Here is a 17332-nt window from a genome sequence, read left to right as displayed (position 1 = left end):
AATCAGGCACCACTTTATCCATGTCGCAAAGTTTGCGACCGTTCTTTCTCAGATCGCTCAATTCCTCGACCTCCACCGAATGTGTTTCGGTTCGGATGTTCGACATTCTGTTTATGATTAACTGCTTGATCCCTTTCAAAATCCACGCTTCGGGATCGTGCTTACAAGGACAATGAAATGGCCCGCTCAGCCCTTCTCAACGTTATGGTACAGGCCGCTATGAAGGCCGGCCGCAGCCTCGCTCGCGATTTTGGTGAAGTCCAGAATCTTCAGGTTTCTCTCAAGGGCCCCGGCGACTATGTCAGCCAAGCAGACCGCCGCGCCGAACAGATCATCTATACGGAATTGAGCCGCGCCCGCCCGGATTATGGCTTCCTGATGGAAGAATCCGGCGAGGTTGAATCCAAGGACGGACAGCACCGCTGGCTGATCGATCCTCTCGACGGCACCACAAATTTCCTGCACGGCATTCCAGTTTTCGCAGTCTCCATCGCTCTCGAGCGTCAGGGGCAGATCGTCGCCGGCGTCATCTACAATCCGGCCATGGATGAGCTTTACACCGCAGAACGCGGCGGTGGCGCATTCCTCAATGACCGTCGCCTGCGCGTCGCATCACGCAACAAGCTGGTCGATTCCGTTATCGGCACGGGTATCCCGCATCTGGGTCGCGGCCATCACGGGCATTATCTGGTCGAACTGCGCAATGTCATGGCCGAAACCGCAGGCATTCGCCGCATGGGCGCTGTTGCACTCGACCTCGCCTATGTTGCAGGCGGCCGTCTGGATGGTTTCTGGGAAGATGGCATGCATCCGTGGGATCTCGGCGCAGGCATTCTTATGATCCGCGAAGCCGGTGGTTTCGTCTCGGACAAGAATGGCGGTCAGGACATTTTCGGCACCAAGACCATCGTTGCAGGCAATGAAATCATTCAGAAGGCATTGCTGAAAACGATCAACAAACCGATCTAAAAAAGACCTGCTGCTTTGTCGATCCAATGGTTTGTTTCACCTGGGTCATCTCCAGCAATCTAAAAACAAGGCCGAGCGCTTAAATGGCTCGGCCTTTTTATTAATTTAGAGCGTATCTATAGAAAATTATGCTACAGTTGGCCGAGAAACTTTCCCAGAGCCTCAAGTATATTCCCAAGAATATTCCACCAATTCATGCTTAGTCCCTCTCACAAAGTTGAGTGTACGAAGCAATAATTATCAAAATTAGAAAACTTAAAAATAGCAACTTATAATTTATTTATTACCATCAATTATATAGGTATATATAAGAAATAAATTATATTAAGATCACGGGATTTAATATTATAAACTTTTTGCTCTACGATATTCAGACCATCCCGCGAGCCTGACAGCACACTCCACAAATCCGCGTAATTTTCTTGTTCCAATGATTCCGCTTCACGAATTAATGAAGTAGGCTTCTTTTCAAACACGCGACCATGGAGCGGAACGCATGAGCGATTTGAGAGTTTCCCGGGACCGTCTGGACGAGGGACGCGATTACGACCCCTACCGCCTGTCGAGCCCGCGCATTGTCATTCTCTCCATGGCGATCTTCCTTATTATCGTGGCTTTTCTGGCCGCGATCCTGATGCGGCAGATCCATACGTTCTTCGTCACCAATCCCGGCCTTAACGGGCTCATTCTCGGCGTTCTTCTGGTCGGTATTCTGCTGGCCTTCGGACAGGTGTTGCGACTTCTGCCAGAGATTCGCTGGGTCAACTCATTCCGCGACGGTGACCGCGACGGCACCACGCGACCGCCCGTCCTGCTTGCACCGATGCGGGCTTTGATCGGCCGCCGCCAGTCGATGGCGCTTTCCACTGCCTCCATGCGTTCGATCCTCGATTCCATCGCGACACGTCTTGATGAAAGCCGGGATATATCGCGCTATCTGATCGGACTTCTGGTCTTTCTTGGTCTGCTCGGAACATTCTGGGGCCTTCTCGAAACGGTCGGCTCCATCGGGCGCACTATTCAGACCCTCGACCCGAATTCAGGAAGCACCGGCGATGTGCTGGATGCGTTGAAGGCAGGCTTGCAAGCTCCGCTTTCCGGCATGGGCACAGCCTTCTCGTCTTCGCTGTTCGGTCTTTCCGGCTCGCTGATTCTCGGCTTCCTCGACCTTCAGGCGGGCCGCGCGCAAAATCGTTTCTATACAGAACTGGAAAACTGGCTTTCCTCCGTCACCGATCTCGGTTCCGATATCGGTGCCGACCAGAACGGAGGCACGGAAGAAATCCGCGTTCTGGCCGACCGATTGCAGAACCTGCATGGCGGCGACGCATCCACGCAGCGCACCACGGCAGCGCTGGCCAATCTTGCCGAAGGCATACAGGGCCTCGTCAAGAACATGCGCAGCGAGCAGCAGATCATGCGCGACTGGGTGGAAAAACAAGCGGACGAGCAGAAGGCTATCCGCCAGACGCTTGATCGTCTCACCAAGGCCATCGGCGAGCGCTCGCACGACCGCAAATCCGATCGCACGGACAAGGCGGAGTAAGCAGCCATGTCCCTCGCCCGCAACCGCCGCTCCCAGAGGCATGTCGATTACTGGCCGGGCTTCGTCGATGCCCTGACGACGCTGCTGCTCGCAATCATGTTCCTGCTTACCGTCTTCGTGCTGGCGCAATTCCTGCTCAGCCGCGAGGTGAACAACAAGGATAGCGTTCTCGCACGGCTCAATAGCCAGATACAGGAACTGACACAGCTTCTGTCGCTGGAGCGCAGCAATTCGCAGGACATGCAGGACACCATCGCCAATCTGCAGGCTTCGCTGTCCAGCACGGAAAGCGAGCGTTCACGTCTGCAAAGCCTTTTGAACGAAGGCAGCGGCGCAGGTGCTGCCGCTGAAAAGCGCGCTGGCGAACTGTCCGAAAGCCTTGATGCCGAAAAGCAGGTCAGCGCTCGTGCACTCAGTCAGGTGGAACTGCTGAACCAGCAGATTTCAGCCCTTCGCCGCCAGATCGCAGCACTTGAAGATGCGCTCAACGCTTCAGAAAGTCGCGACCGCGAATCGAACGCCAAGATCGCCGATCTCGGTCGCCGCCTGAATGTCGCATTGGCGCAGCGTGTGCAGGAGCTGAACCGCTATCGTTCCGACTTCTTCGGACGCCTGCGTGAAATCCTGTCGGACAAGGAGAATATCCGTATCGTCGGCGACCGCTTCGTCTTCCAGTCGGAAGTTCTTTTCCCGACAGGCTCGGCGGATATCAATCCTGCCGGTCAGGACGAGATGAAGAAACTTGCCGACGCGGTGATCCAGCTCAATCAGGAAATCCCGGATGACATCAACTGGGTACTGCGTGTCGACGGTCACACGGATAATGTGCCTCTGACTGGCACGGGACGCTTCCGCGACAACTGGGAGCTTTCGTCAGCCCGCGCAACCGCAGTGGTCAAATTCCTGATCGCCAATGGCGTCCCCGCCAATAGGCTCGTTGCAGCAGGTTTCGGGGAATATCAACCGCTCGACGCCTCCGACACAGCCGATGCCCGATCTAAGAACCGGCGCATCGAGCTGAAGCTGACCGAACGATAAGAAGAAATAACGGGGGCAACGCCCCCCGTTTCACTTCGCAGCGAAGGCTCCAGCACCTGCCTCGAATTGCAGCTTGGCGAGACGGGCATAGATGCCGCCCTTCTCGACAAGGCTTTGATGTGTGCCTTCTTCGACAATATGGCCATGGTCGAGCACCAGAATGCGGTCGGCCTTGAGCACGGTGGCAAGCCGGTGCGCGACGACAAGCGTCGTGCGATCAGCCATCAGACTGTCCAGAGCCTTTTGCACAAGCATCTCGCTTTCAGCATCAAGCGCCGATGTCGCTTCATCAAGAAGAAGGATGGGCGCAGCACGCAAGATTGCCCGCGCAATGGCGATGCGCTGGCGCTGCCCCCCTGAAAGCGTCACACCGCGTTCGCCGACTTCCGTGTCATAGCCCTTGTCGAGCGCCATGATGAAATCATGCGCAAGGGCTGCCTTTGCCGCTGCCACAATCTCCTCGTCGCTCGCTCCGGGTCTACCGAAGGCGATGTTTTCGCGCACGCTGGTGGCGAAAATCGCCACATCCTGCGGCACGGTTGAGATGCGCGCCCGAACGGCCTGCGGGTCAGCATCAGGCAAAGCCACGCCGTCGATCAGGATCTTGCCTGACTGCGGATCGTAATAGCGCATGACGAGCGCGAAGATCGTGCTCTTGCCTGCACCCGAGGGACCGACAATCGCAACAGTCTCGCCGGGCTTCACAGTGAAGCTGACGCCATTGAGCGACGGTGCATCCGGACGCGTCGGATAGGAAAAATGCACGGAATCGAACACGACCTCACCGCGTGGCGGCACCGGCATGGCAACAGGTTTCAAAGGCGCGGCAATACCCGGCTGCTCGTCCAGAATTTCGACAAGCCGCTCCGTAGCCCCTGCCGCCTGCGCCAGTTCCCCACCCACTTCCGACAAGGCGCCGAAGGAGCTGCCTGCGAACACGGCATAAAGCACGAATTGACCGAGCGTACCGGCAGACATCGTGCCGGCCAGCACATCACGCGAACCGAACCAGAGCACCGCAACAATGCTGGAGAAGATCAGGAAAATGGCAAAGGCCGTTAGGATCGCACGCGCCTGAATGGAGGAACGCGCCGCCTGAAAGGCTTTTTCTACCGCGCTGCCAAAACGCCCGACCACCATATTCTCGTTGGTGAAGGCCTGCAGCGTGCGCATCGCGCCGATCTGTTCGCTGGCATAGGCATTGGCCTTCGCCAGCATGTCCTGCGTCATACGGGAACGGCGACGCACCGAGCGTCCGAAGGCGATCAGGGGCACAACGATGATCGGGATGGCAGCAATGACCAGCGCAGAAAGCTTCGGGCTGGTCACGACCATCATCGCCAGCGCGCCGACACCCAGAATCATGTTGCGCAGCGCGACAGAGGCCGTAGCGCCCACCACCGACTTGATCTGCGTCGTGTCCGACGACAGGCGCGAAACGATTTCACCCGACTGTGACCGGTCGAAGAATTCCGGCGAAAGCGCCGTCACATGCGAAAAGACCGCATTGCGCAAATCCGCGACCACTCGCTCGCCGAGCGAGATCACGAAGAAATAACGCAGGCCCGACGCCAGCGCGAGAATGAGCGCCAGCAACACGAGCATGCCGAAGTAATTATTGACGAAGATCGCATTCGAACCCGTAAAGCCATGGTCGATCATGCGACGCAGCGCGACGGGCACGGCAAGGGTCGTTACAGCGGCCAGCACCAGCGAAAAGAGCGCGCCTGCAACCAGGACCTTATAGGGTGCCAGAAACGGCAAAACTCTCTTCAGCGGCTTCAGCGTGCGGCGTTTGCGGCCATCTTCTGCAGTCAATTCGTGATTCATATCAATTTCAGTATCCCGGTCGGCCATTCTTGTGTTTGCGCCCTTGTTATTGCCGTGCGCCTGATGTATAGGCTCGCCAACCCTTTTGGAAGCCGTTGCCTGTAGGTAATGGGTCTTCATATCTGCCATTGGGCGAAAGTGCCGCAGTTTCGATAGTCAAGGCTGCGCTTTTCACCCCAGACTTTCAGGATTGAGAAGATGAAAGCCAATATCCATCCCGACTACCACACCATCAAGGTCGTGATGACCGATGGCACCGAATACATGACCCGTTCGACCTGGGGCAAAGAAGGCGATACGATGAACCTCGATATCGACCCGACCACCCATCCAGCCTGGACGGGCGGTTCGCAGACCCTGCTCGATCGCGGCGGTCGCGTTACGAAGTTCAAGAACCGTTTCGGCAATCTCGGCATCTAATCTGATATTGCATCTGGTTGAAAAGCCCCGCCTCGGCGGGGTTTTTTTATGCCTGAATTTCATTCATCAGGGCACAAAAAAACTCCCGGATAACCGGGAGTTTTGCATCATTGTTGTGAGCACGAGAAATCAGGCGCTCAGCTTTTCCATCACTTCGTCGCTGACTTCGAAGTTCGTGTAAACGTTCTGCACGTCGTCATCGTCTTCGAGCACGTTGAGAAGCTTGAGAACCGAACGCGCCTTTTCCTCATCCAGCTCGGTATTGGTCTGCGGCTTCCAGATCGTCTTGATCGATTCGGCTTCACCGAGAGCAGCTTCCAGAGCCTTGGACACTTCGCCGATATCTTCGAACGCGCAGATGATGACGTGTTCTTCTTCACCGGACTGCACATCGTCAGCACCGGCTTCGATGGCCGCTTCCATAACCTTGTCGGCGTCGCCGACGGAGGACTTGTAGACGATTTCGCCAACACGGTCGAACATGAAGGACACCGAACCGGTTTCGCCCAGCGCACCGCCCGACTTCGTGAAGGCTGCACGCACATTCGATGCCGTGCGGTTACGATTGTCCGTCAGTGCTTCCACGATAACCGATACGCCGCCGGGGCCACGGCCCTCGTAGCGCACTTCATCATAATTCTCGCCGTCGTTACCCGCGGCCTTCTTGATGGCGCGCTCGATATTGTCTTTCGGCATGGACTGCGCCTTGGCGTTCTGGATCGCCAGACGCAGGCGCGGGTTCATCGTGGGGTCAGGCAGACCCTGCTTGGCAGCGACGGTGATTTCGCGTCCGAGCTTGGAAAACATTTTCGACCGCACCGCATCCTGACGGCCCTTGCGGTGCATGATATTCTTAAACTGTGAATGGCCGGCCATGGCACCCCTGTTCTGTTTAAAATGCTGTGCACGGAGAAAGCGTCACGCATGAAACAGAGATCAAGCAGAGAAGGGCCACATGCCGGGCCACAGTGCTTTCCGTGCAGAATGGCGGCGTTATAAGGAATTCAGGCCCATTCGTCCAGCAAAAGCGCCGGTGCCCCCCGAATCTCTGTCAACAAAAGCAATATTGCTCGACCCGCCAGGCAAAGCGGATTATCTATAAATTCATGATTCAGCCCGCCCAGAACACCCCCAGCGAAACCATCGCAGCCCGTATCAGCCGCATTCTTGCCGACCGCATCATCGCCGGTGAGATCGAGCCCGGCACGAAACTGCGACAGGATCACATTGCCGAAGAGTTCGAGACCAGCCATGTGCCGGTGCGCGAAGCATTCCGGCGACTGGAGGCTCAGGGGCTTGCTGTTTCCGAACCTCGGCGTGGCGTTCGGGTTGCATCGTTCGACATCGGCGAAATCAGGGAAGTGGCGGAAATGCGGGCCGCTCTGGAAGTCCTGGCGCTGCGCCATGCAGCCCCGCACATCACGCAGGCAACGCTTGATGCCGCCGAACAGGCCACACTGGAAGGCGACAAGTCACGCGATGTCAGAAGCTGGGAAGACGCCAATCGCCGCTTCCATCGGCTCATCCTCGAACCATGCAAGATGCCGCGCCTGCTTGCAGCCATCGATGATCTTCACGCTGCCAGCGCCCGGTTTCTCTTCGCGACCTGGCGGTCGGAATGGGAAACCCGCACCGACCACGACCATCGCGCCATATTGCAGGCGCTGCGCCAGAACGATGTCGAGAGCGCAGTGACCATTCTCGCTCGTCATGTACAATGGATTGGACACCGTCCGGTCAAGACCGCATCGGGCAAGACGCGCGATTCGTTTGCGATTGTCGGTTGATCAGGCGCTTGCACAGATAAGCACCTCTTTTTCATCGTCGCCATTCTGGTCACTCGTGCAGATTTTCGTCTGCGCGACAGAGTCTCGGCGCGCGTCTCCCACAACCACGCGCCGTTCTCTTTGCACCACCTCTTGCGTTTATCGTCAGGAGCTTTAAGAAGATATAGATCGAATCTCAATTTTATCTATAATTTGAGGAAGCTATGACGACCATCACCCAGACGCGCCCATCCTTCAGCCCGCTCAATCTGGAATCCCGCTCCCCTGCGATGCGCCTTGCGGCCGTTGCGCTTGGTACGCTGGTTCTCGCCATCTCGTCGCAGATCGAAGTTCCGATGATTCCGGTTCCGATCACGCTGCAGACCCTGATCGTTCCGCTGATCGGCGCGCTTTATGGCTGGCGTCTTGGCATGGCCACGGTTTTGGCCTGGCTCGGCGAAGCCATGCTCGGACTTCCGGTCCTTGCAGGCGGCGCTGGTGGTCTTCCGCATTTCGCAGGCCCGACCGCAGGCTATCTCGTTTCCTTCCCGATCATCGCCGCGCTGACCGGCTATCTGGCCGAACGCGGCTGGAACGGTAACCGCGTCGGCCTCGCCTTCGTTTCGTTCCTTGCCGCCAATGTGGTCTGCCTTGCTCTTGGCGCGGCCTGGCTGTCCAGCATCATTGGCCTTGAAAAGGCTGTTGCCTTCGGCGTGACGCCGTTCCTCGTCGGCGCCCTCATCAAGTCGGCTCTCGGCGCTGCGATCCTCAAGGCCATCGCCCGCGACGGCAAGGCCTGATCTGCCAGGTGACAGTACGCCTGCGCGGCCATCACCTCCTTTGCATGCTGACTTTTGTCGGCAAAGGCTACAGCCCGGCTTTCGTCGAGAACTACGACAGGATTGCCGGGCGGCTGAGCGAAGGAGAAGATATTCTTCTCGTCGATGGCCCGGACGACATTTGCGCGCCCCTGCTCTGCGGGGGCGATTGCCATTGTTACGAAGCGAGTGTTCGCGAGCGTGACCGGCTGGCATTGGAGGCCGTAGGCAAACTTCTCGGCCAGACGCTTTCCACGCAGAACCGTTTCGGGCTCGACGCAGAGCGGCTTGCCGTAATGCGCAGCGCTTTTGCAGAAGGCACACTACGCAAAGCCTGCGAGCGTTGCGAATGGTCGAACCTCTGCACGAGAATTGCCACAACAGACCAGTTTCACGGCGTTAAAATAACGAGGCCACCCGCCTCAGGATGAGACGGGTGGCCTTGTTGTATCTGGCTTTTACTGTTGGCTTTTGCGCTTTCGCCGGGCCATCATATTGAGCGCCTCGACCAGCGCCGAAAAGCCCATGGCGGCGTAGATATAGCCCTTGGGAACGTGGAAGCCGAAACCGTCGGCAATCAGCGTCATGCCGATCATCAGCAGGAAGCCCAGCGCCAGCATGACGATGGTTGGGTTCGCCGCGATGAACCGCGAAAGCGGATCGGCTGCAAGCAGCATGACGGTAACGGCTGCGACCACGGCAATGACCATAATGGCGATCTCATCGGTCATGCCGACGGCGGTGATGATCGAATCGACCGAGAAAACCAGATCAAGGATCAGGATCTGCACGATGGCGGCACCCATGGTGAGCTGAGCCACCTTGCCACCGATATTTTCCTTGCCATCATCGGGATCGACCGTGTGGTGAATTTCCTTGGTCGCCTTCCAGACAAGAAACAGGCCGCCAGCAATCAGGATGATGTCACGCCAGGAAAAGCCATGACCGAACGCCTCGAAGATCGGATCCTTGAGCTGGACGATGATCGAGATCGTGAAAAGAAGCGCCAGGCGCAGGATGAGCGCCGCGCCAATGCCGATGCGGCGGGCGCGCGCCTGCTGCGAGGCGGGCAGCTTGTTGGTAAGGATCGAGATGAAGATCAGATTGTCGATACCGAGGACGACTTCCATCGTCACCAGCGTAACCAGCGCGGCCCAGCCGGCAGGGGTCGAAAGAAATCCCAGATACTCGGCAAAAAAATCCATTGAGTTGCGTCCCCTTGCAAAAAAACTCGTTGCAAGGAGATAGTAGTCTGGAAAATCCATTCAACTGGCAGAAAGCTGCCGGATTAAAATAGCGGCCTAATTATAGATAACATCATACTTCAAGCTAAAATAAGACGTTATCGCCAGAATACCGGAATAGTTTCCTCCAGATGCGCACCGATGCGCAAGGGAGCGGCCTTTTCTGCAAGCCCCGTGCGATCCGAAATCTCTATGCCCACACCGCAGACGGTAGCCGGACCATTCGCCGCTTCGAACCGTCCTTTGGGCACTTTCGACAGGAAGCGGTTGAGTGGCTCCTCCTTGTCCATGCCGAGTGAGGAATCATAATCACCGCACATGCCTGCATCAGACATATAAGCTGTGCCATTGCGCAAAATCTGGCAATCGGCAGTCGGGACATGCGTGTGAGTCCCGACAACAGCGCTGGCGCGACCGTCGACAAAATGACCGAAACACTGCTTTTCGCTCGTCGCCTCAGCATGGAAATCGAAGAACACGGCATCAGCCTGCTCGCCAAGGGGACAGGCTTCCAGAATTTTCTCGGCCGCGATAAACGGATCATCGAGATCGGGATGCATGAACACCCGGCCCATGACGTTCGACACGAGAACGCGGGCGCCATTTTTGGCGATATAAAGCCCCTCGCCTTTTCCGGCTGTGCCTTTCGGGAAGTTTGCCGGGCGCAGAAAGCGGTCTTCGCGCTTGGAGAAATCCAGCGCCTCGCGTTGATCCCATACGTGATTGCCGGTCGTGACGACGTCGGCGCCAGCACGAATGGTATCGTGGAAAATCTCCTCCGTAATGCCGAAGCCGCCCGCGGCGTTTTCGCCGTTGACGATTATGAAGTCCAGCTTCAGATCGGAAATCAGCCCCGGCAGCTTTTCATAAACTGCATTCCGGCCCGACCGGCCCACCATATCACCAAGAAAAAGCAATCTCATGGGAGTGCCTTATAAACCTGCGCCAAGCGAACGCAAGCCGCTCTCCGTCAGGATCTGGTTGAGCGCGATATCATGCGGCTCATTTGGCACATGCTCGACTTCCTGGCAGTCGAAGGCCATGCCGATCAGAAGTGGCTGCAATCCGCGTTCCGTGAACCGCGCCAGCGCGCGGTCGTAGTGTCCTGCACCATAGCCAAGTCGATGCCCACGCTGATCAAAACCTGCAAGTGGCATCAACAGGATCGCAGGATCGACAATCGGCGCATCTGCTCCCGGTCCCATCGTGCCGAAACCCGTCTGACGCAATCTGGCATCAGGCAGATATTCACGAAAGGCAATCGTTTCCTTGTCCAGAACAACGGGGAGGCAAAGCCGGGCACCCTTGGCGCGAAGCGCCGATAATAATGGGCGTGGGTCGATTTCAGAACGGATCGGCCAATAACCAGCAATCAAGGTGCCTTTGGGAACGTCAATTGCAGCTTCACCTTTTTTGGCTGCCGCCAGCGAAGCCTCGTAATGAAAGCGCGGATCAAGCGCATCACGGACCGCCAGAACCTTGCGTCTAAGCTCCTGCTTTTCCAGACCGGGGCTGCGCTCCGTTGCCGTCATTCCAAGCCACTCCCTGCTGCCGTTTTTCACCATGCAGTGGAACCGCAAAGAGCCAATCCGTCAAGTGACCCCGCCCGCGCCATACGCGACCTTCTCCGAGCGGTCACGAATGACCTTCAAAACAACGCCGTGGAAGTCATTGAGGAACAGTTTGCCCCACAGGTCACAGTAAAAATCGATCGGCGTGGCGATCTGATAATGGGTCGTCAGCGTGAGACGCGTGTGACCATTCGTGAGAGGCTCAAGACGATAATCACCCTGCGCAAGCTTCAGATAGGTGCTGTCGACCTTGATATGCGCTTCCACCTCGGGCGGTATGGAGCCAGGGCCGAAGCGGAAATCCCACGCCAGAAGCCGATTTTCTTCCCATTGCGTGACGATTTCCTGAAAATTGACGCCATGCGTCCACTGCAAGTCGCGTACCGCTCCAACACCAGTACCGTTCAGCCTTGCATCCACCGGCTGCGGCACGCCAAGAATGCCATGGCTGAATGTCCACGACAGTTCGTCCGGGCGCACATTGCGGATTTCAACCGTCTGCTGCCAGACGACTTCCGGCGGCGCTGCGATCTCGATCACCGTGGTTACAGCGCCATCATGCGGGATGTAGGACATCTGAAGTTCGGCTGGCAGAACGAGCAGCGGCAGCGCAATCACCAGCGTCGTGGTGCGACGCGAACGAAATTGCCGGATGATCCACAAGGTCACCGTCGAACCGAGCGCCGAGAACACCATGAAAAACGGAGCGGCCATGGCCACGCAAATTCCTGCTTCATGGAAAAAGACCATGCTGATAACGACAAGCCCGGCGATGATAGCCCATCCCATACGGACATGCCGCCACAGGCTTTTTTGCGCACGCGGGTCGGAAAGGCTCGAAGCAAGGCTGGCAACAGCCATCGGTAACAGCATCAGGCCCGCAATGACGGGCATCGCATCCGCATATTGGCCCGACCAGATCATGACATAGAGCAGAAGGCCGTAGACGAATGCGATGGGTACCGCGACGGCCAGTCTTTCCGATGAATCGGGCGATGCTGTTTCAGGAGATTTCATCAAGATGCGCAAATCGTTGGAGCTTTGCGCATGTTTACGAACACATTGTCCGTTAGATCAAGCTCATAGCTATCCTGCGACAGCCAGAGGAAAAGAAAGCGGCGACCACGACGACCGATGGTAGTGATTGATCCCGGGAACCTACAAAGTAGGTGGGCGCCATATGCGAAAGCCCGCAAGCCTTCACAGGGACAGCTCCCTTAGAGATCAATAAGGCCCCGGGGATGCTGTTACACCTGTCGGGAAGCGCAGTTCGCCAAGGCCCAATATAGTACCTGCCCGATGGGAACGCCAGTGGCTTACACCGGCTTAACAGGAAAACTTTTCAGAAAAATCTGAACGAAGTTCAGCTGTTCCGTGGTGCGATGCGCGAAGCCACCTGCTCGATGCGCGACGCCACATCCGACAGCATGCCTGTCAAGGCAGCATCGTTGCTATCAGCGCGACCAAGCGCTTCATCACGTGCACGGCGCAGCGTTTCAACTTCGCTTTCCAGACCGTTGATACGTTTCTGCATCTCGGCCATTTCGTCCATCACCATGATCCCGGCCATGACGGTCAGGCGCAGATCGCCTATCTCCCCGAAGGACGTTTTGAGATGCGTGACATATTGATCGAAACGGTCGGCAAGCCCGGACAGGTGTTCTTCCTGTCCTTCGTCGCAGGCCATGCGGTAGGCCTTGCCATCAATGGTAACGGTTACGGTCGCTATGGTAGCCTCCTATCGGTCCAGAACGGCGCGGATTGTCTCCATCGCAGTCACAAGGCGGCGTGAAACCTCGCGATTAGCAGCTTCCAGCCGCTCGGCGCGCGCTTCCGACTGATCGAGTTCCTGGGCGAGACGGCTGCGATCCGCATTCATACGCTGCACCTCCTCCTCGGCCTCGGCGAAGTCGCCTTCTTTGTCCAGCCGCAGATCGACCGCTTGTTCAAGCGTATTGAGTGCCTTTTCCAGCCGTTCCAAGACTTGCCTGAGGGTCGTTTCGGGTGCCATCCATATCCTTTCCAATGCCAATTCGCGGGCCAACTTATGGGGATCGAATCGCGCCTGCGGGACGGGCATCTTTGAAAAGATTGTAATAATCACCCGCCCGATAAGCAACAAATGAGGGGCGCATCTAAACGTTCATGCACCGTTATCGGTGCAAAAACGGCTTTTCGGTGATTGTTCTACAGCTTTCCACACAACTCAATCGATTAGTCGCGGACAGTTTATTGCCCAAAAGTCATCGGTTTATTGACTCCTTATACGCAGGTGCTATGTGTCCCGATGCCTTCTGGAGCGTGATCCCGAAACGCATGAAGCCGTTTTGGACACGGATCGTGCTCAGGCAAAAGGCATCGCCGCAACCCCGTTAACCCCTCCCAAGGAAAGACGGCTGAGACCATGACCAATTCCGACAAACAAAACCAGATGGCCAACGCGATCCGCTTCCTCTCTATGGACGCGGTAGAGAAAGCCAATTCGGGCCATCCCGGCCTGCCGATGGGTGCAGCCGATATAGCGACGACGCTTTATACCCGTTTTCTCTCGCACGACCCGCAGAACCCGCACTGGCCGGATCGCGACCGTTTCGTGCTCTCCGCAGGCCACGGCTCGATGCTGCTCTATTCGCTGCTCTATCTTTCGGGCTACGAAGACATCACCATCGACGAGATCAAGAATTTCCGTCAGCTCGGTTCGCGCACAGCAGGCCATCCGGAATATGGTCACGCCGCCGGTATCGAGACGACGACCGGCCCGCTCGGACAGGGTATCGCCAATGCCGTCGGCATGGCACTTTCCGAACGTATCCTCAATGCACAGTTCGGCGACAGCCTCGTCAACCATTACACCTATGTGATTGCCGGTGACGGCTGCCTCATGGAAGGCATCAGTCAGGAAGCCATCGCGCTTGCCGGTCATCTGAAGCTGAACAAGCTGATCGTGTTCTGGGATGACAACAACATCTCGATCGACGGCCCGGTCACGCTTTCCGACAATACCAATCAGCCAGCCCGTTTCGCCGCTTCCGGCTGGAACACCATGGCTGTTGATGGTCACGATCAGGATGCGATTGCCAAGGCAATCGAACTGGCCAAGGTTTCCGACAAGCCGACGCTCATCGCCTGCAAGACGACCATCGGCTTCGGCGCACCAAACAAGGCTGGCACCAACAAGGTGCATGGCTCGCCGCTCGGTGCTGAAGAAATCGCTGCAACCCGCAAGGCGCTCGGCTGGAATGCTGAACCCTTCGTCGTTCCGGCAGAAGTGCTGGACGGCTGGCGCGTTGCCGGTCTGAATGCCGCCAGGAAGCGTCAGGAATGGGAAAAGCGCTTTGCTGCCGTCGAAGCGGACACCCGCGCTGAATTCGAGCGCCGGATGCGTGGCGACCTGCCTTCCAACTTCGATGCAACCATCATCGAATACAAGAAGAAGCTGTCCGCGGACAAGCCGAAGGTCGCAACCCGCAAGTCTTCGGAAATGGCACTGGAAGTCATCAATGGTGTCGTGCCGGAAACCATCGGCGGCTCCGCCGATCTCACCGGTTCGAACAACACCAAGACGAGCCAGACCAAGGCCATAACGCCGGAAGACTACGGCCAGCGTTACGTCCATTACGGTATCCGTGAGCACGGCATGGCAGCAGCCATGAACGGCATGACGCTGCATGGCGGGCTGATCCCTTACGGCGGCACCTTCCTGACCTTCTCGGATTATTGCCGTCCGGCTATGCGCCTTTCCTCGCTGATGGGCATCCGCGTCGTTTACGTGATGACGCATGACTCCATCGGTCTTGGTGAAGACGGCCCGACCCACCAGCCGGTAGAACAGCTTGCCGCCTTGCGCGCCATTCCGAACCACAATGTGTTCCGCCCTGCCGACGCTGTCGAAGCGGCTGAATGCTGGCAGATTGCCCTGCAATCGAAGAAGACGCCATCGACGATGGCTCTGACTCGCCAGAACCTGCCAACGGTCCGTACCGAGCATCGCGACGAAAACCTTTCGGCTTTCGGCGCCTATGAACTTGCTGCGGCAAGCAAGGATGCCAAGGTGACGATCTTCGCGACCGGTTCGGAAGTGGAAATCGCACTCAAGGCCCGCGACCTGCTGGAAGGCAAAGGCATTGCCACCCGTGTCGTTTCGGTTCCTTGCTTCGAGCTTTTCGAACAGCAGAGCGATGCCTACAAGACCGCGACCATCGGCAATGCGCCGGTCAAGGTGGCGATCGAAGCGGCAATCTCACTCGGCTGGGAACGCTTCATCGGCGAGAACGGCATATTCATCGGCATGAAGGGCTTCGGCGCTTCGGGCGAGATCAACGATCTCTACAAGCATTTCGGCATCACGGCAGAACATGCCGCTGAAGCTGCGGAGAAGAAGCTCAACGCCGCATGATTTTAAGAACGCCGGCGTCGTAAAAACGCCGGCGTTTGAGTTTCCATTCCAGTCCGGCCGGACGAATCCTGTTCGATTTGTCCGTTCCGACGGAGTTTTGAAGCACTGCATGTGCAGTACCCTATCGGGAGATTAAGAGAAAATGGCAGTTCGCGTCGCAATTAACGGTTTTGGCCGCATCGGCCGCAACATCCTTCGCGCCATCGTCGAGTCGGGCCGCACCGATATTCAGGTCGTGGCCATCAACGACCTCGGCCCGGTCGAAACCAACGCACATCTTCTGCGTTATGACAGCGTTCATGGCCGTTTCCCCAAGGAAGTTAAGGTTGCAGGCGACACCATCGACGTCGGCTACGGCCCGATCAAGGTTCATGCCGTTCGCAACCCGGCTGAACTGCCGTGGAAGGAAGAAGGCGTCGATATCGCTCTGGAATGCACCGGCATCTTCACCTCGCGCGACAAGGCTGCGCTTCATCTTGAAGCTGGTGCAAAGCGCGTCATCGTTTCGGCTCCTGCCGACGGCGCGGACCTGACTGTCGTCTATGGCGTCAACCATGACAAGCTGACCAAGGACCATCTGGTCATTTCGAACGCTTCGTGCACCACCAACTGCCTTGCCCCCGTGGCTCAGGTTCTCAACGATGCTATCGGCATCGAAAAGGGCTTCATGACCACGATCCACTCCTATACGGGCGACCAGCCGACGCTGGACACCATGCATAAGGATCTCTACCGCGCGCGCGCAGCAGCTCTTTCGATGATCCCGACCTCGACGGGCGCAGCCAAGGCTGTCGGCCTCGTTCTGCCGGAACTGAAGGGCAAGCTCGACGGCGTTGCCATCCGCGTTCCGACCCCGAACGTCTCGGTTGTCGACCTGACCTTCATCGCCAAGCGCGCAACGACCGTCGATGAAGTCAACAACGCGATCCGTGAAGCCGCCAATGGCCGCCTCAAGGGTATCCTCGGCTACACAGATGAGCCACTCGTCTCGCACGACTTCAACCACGACTCCCATTCCTCGGTCTTCCACACGGACCAGACCAAGGTTATGGAAGGCACCATGGTGCGCATCCTGTCGTGGTACGACAATGAATGGGGCTTCTCCAGCCGCATGGGCGATACCGCTGTCGCCTTTGGCAAGCTGATCTAAGCCTCCGACCATGTTTCGCGCCCTTCTCCCCACCGTTGCGCGCTGGCGTCCGCTGGAAGGAGAAGGGCTCGAACATCTCAATATCGGCCCCGCAGGCCGCACGATCCGTGCTGAAAGCGTGGTGATTGGCGACCGCGGAGACAATCCCTACGGCGTGCGCTACAGCATCGACTGCAACAGCGTCTGGCATGTCCTCCATTTCCTGATCGAAACTACAGCCGGGCACCGGCTGGAGCTTGTTTCCGACGGCGACGGTCGCTGGAGCACGATGGCTGGCGATGCATTGCCGGAGTTCGATGGCTGCATCGATATCGATCTGGCAGGAACGCCCTTCACCAACACGCTGCCCATCCGCCGCCTTGGCCTCACACCGGAAAGCGGCACCGTTCAGCTCGACATGCTTTACGTGCCGTTCGACAGTTTCCGTCCGCTGCGCGACCAGCAGCGTTATACCTGCCTTGAGGAAGGGCGGCGCTATCGCTACGAGGCCGCCGACCGCACCTTCACCGCCGAATTGCCCGTCGACGAGGACGGGCTTGTCACCGACTATCCAACCCTTTTCCGGCGCCTGCCTGTTTGAGCTC

The 17332-nt window shown here is 57.5% G+C and carries 18 protein-coding genes and 1 other RNA gene; 10 read left to right on the top strand and 9 right to left on the bottom strand.

The annotated features are described in order from the left end of the window. Positions 1-177: 177 nt before the first annotated feature. The 3 genes from OANT_RS06210 to OANT_RS06200 all read left to right on the top strand — a co-directional run bounded on the left by OANT_RS06210 (position 178) and on the right by OANT_RS06200 (position 3553). Entirely contained in the window at positions 178-969 is a 792-nt protein-coding gene (locus tag OANT_RS06210) for an inositol monophosphatase family protein (protein WP_010661386.1), read from the top strand. A 496-nt stretch (positions 970-1465) separates the two neighbouring features. Next, positions 1466-2515, top strand: a complete 1050-nt coding sequence (locus OANT_RS06205; protein WP_012091329.1) for a MotA/TolQ/ExbB proton channel family protein — start codon at positions 1466-1468, stop codon at positions 2513-2515. A gap of 6 nt (positions 2516-2521) precedes the next feature. Next, a complete protein-coding gene (locus OANT_RS06200; protein WP_010661388.1) occupies positions 2522-3553 on the top strand; it encodes a peptidoglycan -binding protein in 1032 nt (343 codons plus the stop codon). A 30-nt stretch (positions 3554-3583) separates the two neighbouring features. Here OANT_RS06200 and OANT_RS06195 read toward each other — a convergent pair whose 3' ends face one another. Beyond that, complete coding sequence (locus OANT_RS06195) at positions 3584-5512, bottom strand: ABC transporter transmembrane domain-containing protein (protein WP_029376274.1); 1929 nt, start codon at positions 5510-5512, stop codon at positions 3584-3586. Positions 5513-5581: 69 nt separating this feature from the next. Here OANT_RS06195 and rpmE point away from each other — a divergent pair, with 69 nt between their 5' ends. Then, complete coding sequence (rpmE, locus tag OANT_RS06190; protein ID WP_002964804.1) at positions 5582-5803, top strand: 50S ribosomal protein L31; 222 nt, start codon at positions 5582-5584, stop codon at positions 5801-5803. Between the two features lie 129 nt (positions 5804-5932). On the opposite strand, the gene OANT_RS06185 is transcribed toward rpmE, so the two are convergent. Further along, the gene (locus tag OANT_RS06185) at positions 5933-6679 is read right to left on the bottom strand and encodes a YebC/PmpR family DNA-binding transcriptional regulator (RefSeq protein WP_010661390.1); all 747 of its coding nucleotides are present in this window, start codon (positions 6677-6679) and stop codon (positions 5933-5935) included. 230 nt (positions 6680-6909) lie between these two features. On the opposite strand from OANT_RS06185, the gene OANT_RS06180 reads away from it, so the two are divergent. The 3 genes from OANT_RS06180 to OANT_RS06170 all read left to right on the top strand — a co-directional run bounded on the left by OANT_RS06180 (position 6910) and on the right by OANT_RS06170 (position 8818). Further along, a complete protein-coding gene (locus OANT_RS06180) occupies positions 6910-7590 on the top strand; it encodes a GntR family transcriptional regulator (RefSeq protein WP_012091328.1) in 681 nt (226 codons plus the stop codon). Positions 7591-7793: 203 nt separating this feature from the next. Continuing rightward, positions 7794-8369, top strand: a complete 576-nt coding sequence (locus tag OANT_RS06175; protein WP_012091327.1) for a biotin transporter BioY — start codon at positions 7794-7796, stop codon at positions 8367-8369. Positions 8370-8377: 8 nt separating this feature from the next. Next, entirely contained in the window at positions 8378-8818 is a 441-nt protein-coding gene (locus OANT_RS06170) for a DUF1284 domain-containing protein (protein ID WP_012091326.1), read from the top strand. A 27-nt stretch (positions 8819-8845) separates the two neighbouring features. On the opposite strand, the gene OANT_RS06165 is transcribed toward OANT_RS06170, so the two are convergent. The 7 genes from OANT_RS06165 to OANT_RS06140 all read right to left on the bottom strand — a co-directional run bounded on the left by OANT_RS06165 (position 8846) and on the right by OANT_RS06140 (position 13213). Continuing rightward, entirely contained in the window at positions 8846-9592 is a 747-nt protein-coding gene (locus tag OANT_RS06165; RefSeq protein ID WP_012091325.1) for a TerC family protein, read from the bottom strand. A gap of 137 nt (positions 9593-9729) precedes the next feature. After that, the gene (locus OANT_RS06160; RefSeq protein ID WP_012091324.1) at positions 9730-10554 is read right to left on the bottom strand and encodes a TIGR00282 family metallophosphoesterase; all 825 of its coding nucleotides are present in this window, start codon (positions 10552-10554) and stop codon (positions 9730-9732) included. A 9-nt stretch (positions 10555-10563) separates the two neighbouring features. Further along, positions 10564-11163, bottom strand: a complete 600-nt coding sequence (locus OANT_RS06155) for a 5-formyltetrahydrofolate cyclo-ligase (RefSeq protein ID WP_012091323.1) — start codon at positions 11161-11163, stop codon at positions 10564-10566. 60 nt (positions 11164-11223) lie between these two features. Next, entirely contained in the window at positions 11224-12219 is a 996-nt protein-coding gene (locus OANT_RS06150; RefSeq protein ID WP_012091322.1) for an SRPBCC family protein, read from the bottom strand. A gap of 99 nt (positions 12220-12318) precedes the next feature. Beyond that, a non-coding RNA gene (gene ssrS, locus OANT_RS25500) (6S RNA) lies at positions 12319-12477 on the bottom strand. Between the two features lie 88 nt (positions 12478-12565). Then, the gene (locus tag OANT_RS06145; protein ID WP_029376275.1) at positions 12566-12931 is read right to left on the bottom strand and encodes a cell division protein ZapA; all 366 of its coding nucleotides are present in this window, start codon (positions 12929-12931) and stop codon (positions 12566-12568) included. Between the two features lie 9 nt (positions 12932-12940). Continuing rightward, complete coding sequence (locus tag OANT_RS06140; protein WP_010661399.1) at positions 12941-13213, bottom strand: DUF4164 domain-containing protein; 273 nt, start codon at positions 13211-13213, stop codon at positions 12941-12943. Between the two features lie 393 nt (positions 13214-13606). On the opposite strand from OANT_RS06140, the gene tkt reads away from it, so the two are divergent. From tkt to OANT_RS06125, 3 genes are all read left to right on the top strand, one after another. Continuing rightward, on the top strand, positions 13607-15598 hold the full coding sequence (gene tkt, locus OANT_RS06135; RefSeq protein WP_012091321.1) for a transketolase: 1992 nt from the start codon (positions 13607-13609) through the stop codon (positions 15596-15598). A 142-nt stretch (positions 15599-15740) separates the two neighbouring features. Beyond that, the gene (gene gap / locus OANT_RS06130) at positions 15741-16748 is read left to right on the top strand and encodes a type I glyceraldehyde-3-phosphate dehydrogenase (RefSeq protein ID WP_010661401.1); all 1008 of its coding nucleotides are present in this window, start codon (positions 15741-15743) and stop codon (positions 16746-16748) included. A 10-nt stretch (positions 16749-16758) separates the two neighbouring features. Next, positions 16759-17328 (top strand): putative glycolipid-binding domain-containing protein, encoded by a 570-nt coding sequence (locus tag OANT_RS06125; RefSeq protein WP_010661402.1) that lies wholly within the window; start codon positions 16759-16761, stop codon positions 17326-17328. The last annotated feature ends 4 nt before the right edge of the window (positions 17329-17332 follow it).

Origin of the sequence: Brucella anthropi ATCC 49188 (assembly GCF_000017405.1) — a bacterium.
In the GTDB taxonomy this organism is placed as follows: domain Bacteria; phylum Pseudomonadota; class Alphaproteobacteria; order Rhizobiales; family Rhizobiaceae; genus Brucella; species Brucella anthropi.
This window is presented reverse-complemented; position numbering and strand designations above follow the sequence as displayed.